The organism is Methylobacterium sp. WL18, from assembly GCF_008040015.1.
Lineage (GTDB): Bacteria > Pseudomonadota > Alphaproteobacteria > Rhizobiales > Beijerinckiaceae > Methylobacterium > Methylobacterium mesophilicum.
In genome coordinates, this window is sequence record NZ_VRVD01000361.1 from 1 (window position 1) to 4,795 (window position 4,795).

Annotated in this window: 2 protein-coding genes; both read right to left on the reverse strand. The window is 68.7% G+C overall.

Annotated features, from left to right (window positions below):
* Positions 1-3,101 (reverse strand): maltose alpha-D-glucosyltransferase (treS, locus tag FV228_RS20580; RefSeq protein ID WP_147856319.1); only part of this gene is annotated, 3,101 nt, incomplete at its 3' end.
* Positions 3,102-3,248: 147 nt separating this feature from the next.
* The coding region (locus FV228_RS20585) for an alpha-amylase family glycosyl hydrolase (RefSeq protein ID WP_246693967.1) at positions 3,249-4,795 on the reverse strand (1,547 nt) is incomplete at its 5' end.

The window sequence follows — 4,795 nt, forward strand, 5'->3', positions numbered from 1 at the left end:
CGCGTCCCCGCCACGGCCGCGTCGTAGCCGGCCAGGAAGGCCGCCTCGATCATGCCGCGCCACGCCGTGGCCGCGTCCCGCGCCCGCTCCTCCGAATCGCCGAACCGGACGGTGATCTCGCGGATCACGGTCTCGGCCCCGTACGCGAAGGAGCGCATCAGGCCGGCGACGTCGCGCAGCGGCATCGACTTCGCCCGCCGCTCGTCGGCCGGGCGGGAGGGTTCGCCCTCGAAGTCGACGATGATCAGGTCGCTCTCGGAAACCAGCACCTGACCCAGGTGATAGTCGCCGTGGATGCGGATCTTGTGGGCCCCGCGCGGCGCCTCGGTGGACAGCGCCTCGATCAGCGCCTCGACCTCGGCCCGCCGCTGCCCCAGCTCCGCGCAGGCGGGCTTGCCGGCATCGAGGCCGCGCTCGACGAGACCTTTCAGCGCCCGGAAGGCCCGGTCGGCCTGGTGGCGCGCGTCCCGGGCGAGCACCGCCAGGTCGTCCTCGGCGAACGGCTCGGCCGCGAAGGCGGGGTCGTCCGTCTCCATCGCGAAGGCGGCGTGCATCTCGGCGGTGCGCCGGCCGAGCAGGTCCGCCCAGGGGCCATGGGCCTGGAACGCCTCCCCGGGGCTGGCGGCCTCGCTCTCGGGGGTGAGCACGACGGTCTCGAAGTCCCGGCGCAGCCCCTCCAGCATCAGCGTCCAGGCGTCGCCCTGGTTCATGACGAACTTCTGGAGGACCGCCAGCGCCGTCCGGGTGCCATCCTCGGCGACGTGCTCGAGGGTGCCGAGCAGCGCGGGCGTGTTGGAGAAGCCCGCCTGCTCGGTGAGGAAGCGCCCGACCTCGATCTCGGGATGCATCCCTGGCTGCAGGCGGCGCAGCAGCTTGAGCATCATCTTCGAGCCGATGGCGATCGAGGTGTTGCTCTGCTCCGCCGACAGCCGGCGGATGTCGGCCACGTCCACCGTGACGTCCGGATCGAAGGCCGACGTGGTGGAAAAGACCAGCCGCCCGCTCTCGGTGGGGATCTCGGTGCCCTGGCGCATGTCGTCGATCAGGCAGGCCGCGAAGTCGTTGGAGCCGGCCGCCCCGTAGAGCAGGCCGGTGCGCGGCCCGCGGCGCACCCGCGCCACCGCGAAGGGCAGCAGCGTCTCGTCCTCGCGGCCCTCCTCGACGCCGACCGGCATGAAGTATTCGTGGCTCTCGCCGTTGGCGAGCTGCACCTGCAGCCGCGGCAGCAGGAACCGGGCGCTGCCGTCCACGTCCTTGAGGGCGGCGAAGTCGACCACCTTCACGGACCGGATCCGCGAGCCCTTGGCGCCGAACCAGCGCCGGCTGAGCAGGAACGGCGGCACCACGGTGCGCTCGAAGGCGACGCGCTCGCGGCCCGACATCAGGCTCTCGATGCCGCCGGTGAGCACCAGGGTGAACAGCTCCGGGGGCTCCTGCTGCGGGCCGATCGCGCCCGAGCGGGCGGCGCTCAAGGAGAACCAGTAGAAGCCGTAGGACGGCAGGGTCAGCAGGTAGGGCAGGTCGCCGATCGGCGGGAACTCGGTGCCGCCGGTGAGCTCGATCGGCACCGCGGTGCGCAGCTCCGACAGGTCGAGCTGCACCGCCTGCGGGGCCCGCGACAGGTTGGCGACGCACAGGATCCGCTCGTCCTCGTGCTCGCGGATCCAGGCCAGGACCTTGCGGTTCGAGGGATAGAGGAACTGGATCGTGCCGCGGCCCAGGGCGACGCTGTTGTTGCGGATGGCGATCATCCGCCGGGTCCAGTTCAGCAGGCTGGTCTGCGACTGGGTCTGCGCCTCGACGTTGATCGCGTCGAAGCCGTAGATCGGGTCCTGGATCGCCGGCAGGAACAGCCGCTGCGGGTTGGCCTTGGAGAAGCCGCCGTTGCGGTCCGGGGACCACTGCATCGGCGTGCGGACGCCGTCGCGGTCGCCCAGATAGATGTTGTCGCCCATGCCGATCTCGTCGCCGTAGTAGAGCACCGGCGTGCCGGGCATCGACAGGACGAGGGACTTCATCAGCTCGATCTTGCGCCGGTCGTTCTCCAGCAGCGGCGCGAGGCGGCGGCGGATGCCGAGGTTGATCCGGGCGCGCCGCTCGGCGGCGTAGAACGACCAGAGGTAGTCACGCTCTTCAGCCGTGACCATTTCCAAGGTCAGCTCGTCGTGATTCCGCAAAAAGATCGCCCACTGGCAGCCCTCCGGGATCTCCGGGGTCTGGCGCATGATGTCGGTGATCGGGTGCCGGTCCTCCCGGGCGATCGCCATGTACATCCGCGGCATCAGCGGGAAGTGGAACGCCATGTGGCATTCGTCGCCGTCGCCGAAATACTGGGCGGTCTCCTCGGGCCACTGGTTGGCCTCGGCCAGCAGCATCCGGTCGGGATAGCTGACGTCGAGGGCGGCCCGGATCGCCTTGATGACGTCGTGCGTTTCGGACAGGTTCTCGCAGTTCGTGCCGTCGCGCTCGATCAGGTAGGGGATCGCGTCGAGCCGCAGGCCGTCGACGCCCATGTCGAGCCAGTAGCGCATCGTCGCGATGACGGCTTCCAGCACCTTCGGGTTGTCGAAGTTCAGGTCCGGCTGGTGGCTGTAGAACCGGTGCCAGAAATACTGCTTGGCGACCGGGTCCCAGGTCCAGTTCGAGGACTCGGTGTCGAGGAAGATGATCCGCGTGTCCTTGTAGGGCGCGTCGGTGTCCGACCAGACGTAGAAGTCGCGCTCGGGCGAGCCGGGGGGCGCCTCGCGGGCCGCCTGGAACCAGGGGTGCTGGTCGCTGGTGTGGTTGATCACGAGCTCGGTGATCACCCGCAGGCCGCGCTCGTGCGCCGCCGCCACGAAGGCCCGAAAGTCCTCCATGGTCCCGTAGGACGGGTTGATGCCCTCGTAGTCGGCGATGTCGTAGCCGTCGTCGCGCAGGGGCGAGGGATAGAACGGCATCAGCCAGATCGCCGTGACCCCGAGGTCGCGGACGTAGTCGAGCCGCCGGGTCAGCCCTTCGAAATCACCGATCCCGTCGTCGTTCGAGTCGAAGAACGACTTGACGTGGATCTGGTAGATGATGGCGTCACGGTACCATTGCGGGTCGCTGCGATCGATCATCGCGTCGCTGCCTCATCGGTCGAAGGTCAAGGGGACCGGCGGTCGGGACCGGCCGGGGCGCGGGCGGTCGGCCGCGCGGCGCAATGGTCGGCGACGGGCGGGCCCGTCGCCGGTGTCAGACGTCAGGGTGAGGTGCCACGGGTCGCCTCAGCCCGCAACCCGCCGCGGCGCCCGAAGACGCCAGATGACGCAGGATCGCTCGGCCGGATCGAGCGCGATGCGGTGGGTCTTGCCCCGCAACTCGAACCTGTAGCCCTGGATCAGGTCCTCAACCTCCACGGCGCCATCGTCGGGCAGGCCGAACAGCCAGAGCGGCACCTCGTAGGTGCATTCCTGGCGGTTCTTGGGATCGAGGTTGACCATCGTGAACACGCAATTGTCGCGCTCCGGCGTCGCCTTGGCGTAGGCGATGATCTGGTCGTTGGAGGCGCCGGTGAAGACCACGTTGCGGAAATCCCAGAGGGCGGGGTTCTCGCGCCGGATCTTGTTGAGCGCGACGATGTGCTCGCGGATGTTGCCGGGCCGGTCGTAGTCCCAGGCCTTCAGCTCGTATTTTTCGGAGTTCAGGTACTCTTCCTTGCCGGGATACGGCGCCGCCTCGCACAGCTCGAAGCCGTTGTAGATGCCGTAGACCGACGACAGGGTGGCGGCGAGCGTGCCGCGGATCACGAAGCCCGCCCGGCCGCTGGTCTGGAGGTAGTGCGGGTTGATGTCGGGCGTGTTGGCGAAGAAGTTCGGGCGGTAGTACTCGCCCATCTCGCCGGCCAGCTCCAGGGCGTATTCGGTGAGCTCCTGTTTGGTGTTGCGCCAGGTGAAGTAAGTGTAGCTCTGCTGGTAGCCCGCCTTGGCGAGCTTCTTCATCATCTTCGGCCGGGTGAAGGCCTCGGCCAGGAACAGCGCGTCGGGATAGCGGCCGTTGACCTCGGCGATCACCCATTCCCAGAACGGGATCGGCTTGGTGTGCGGGTTGTCGACCCGGAAGATGCGCACGCCCCTTGAGCACCAGCCGAGCAGGATGTCGCGCAATTCGATCCAGAGCGAGGGCAGGGCGCCCCCGTAGAAGTGGACGTTCGAGATGTCCTCGTACTTCTTGGGCGGGTTCTCGGCGAATTTCAGCGTCCCGTCGGGGCGCCACTCGAACCATTCGGGATGGTCCTTGATCCAGGGATGGTCGGGCGAGCACTGGATCGCGAAGTCGAGGGCGATCTCCATGCCGGAGGCGTGGCTTGCCGCCACCAGCCGCTCGAAATCCTCCAGCGTGCCGAGGTCGGGGTGCACGGCCTCGTGGCCGCCCTCCTCCGCGCCCACCGCGTAGACCGAGCCGACGTCGCCCGGCAGGGCCTTGAGGGTGTTGTTCTTGCCCTTGCGGTTGGTCCGGCCCACCGGGTGGATCGGCGTGAAGTAGAGCACGTCGAAGCCCAGCTCGCGGATCTCGGGCAGGCGCTTGATCACGTCGTCGAAGGTGCCGTGGCGGTTCACGTCCATCGATTGCGAGCGCGGAAAGATCTCGTACCAGGCGGAGAACCGGGCCGCGAGGCGGTCGGCGATCACCGGCAGCACCACCGGATAGCGGCTGAGATTCACCCGCTCGGCGTTCCGGCGCACCAGGCTCGCGGCCTCGGGCTGCAGGATCCGCTCAAGCTGGGCGGCCGAGCCGGTCTCCTCCGCGGCGAGCGCCGCGACCAGGGCGGCCA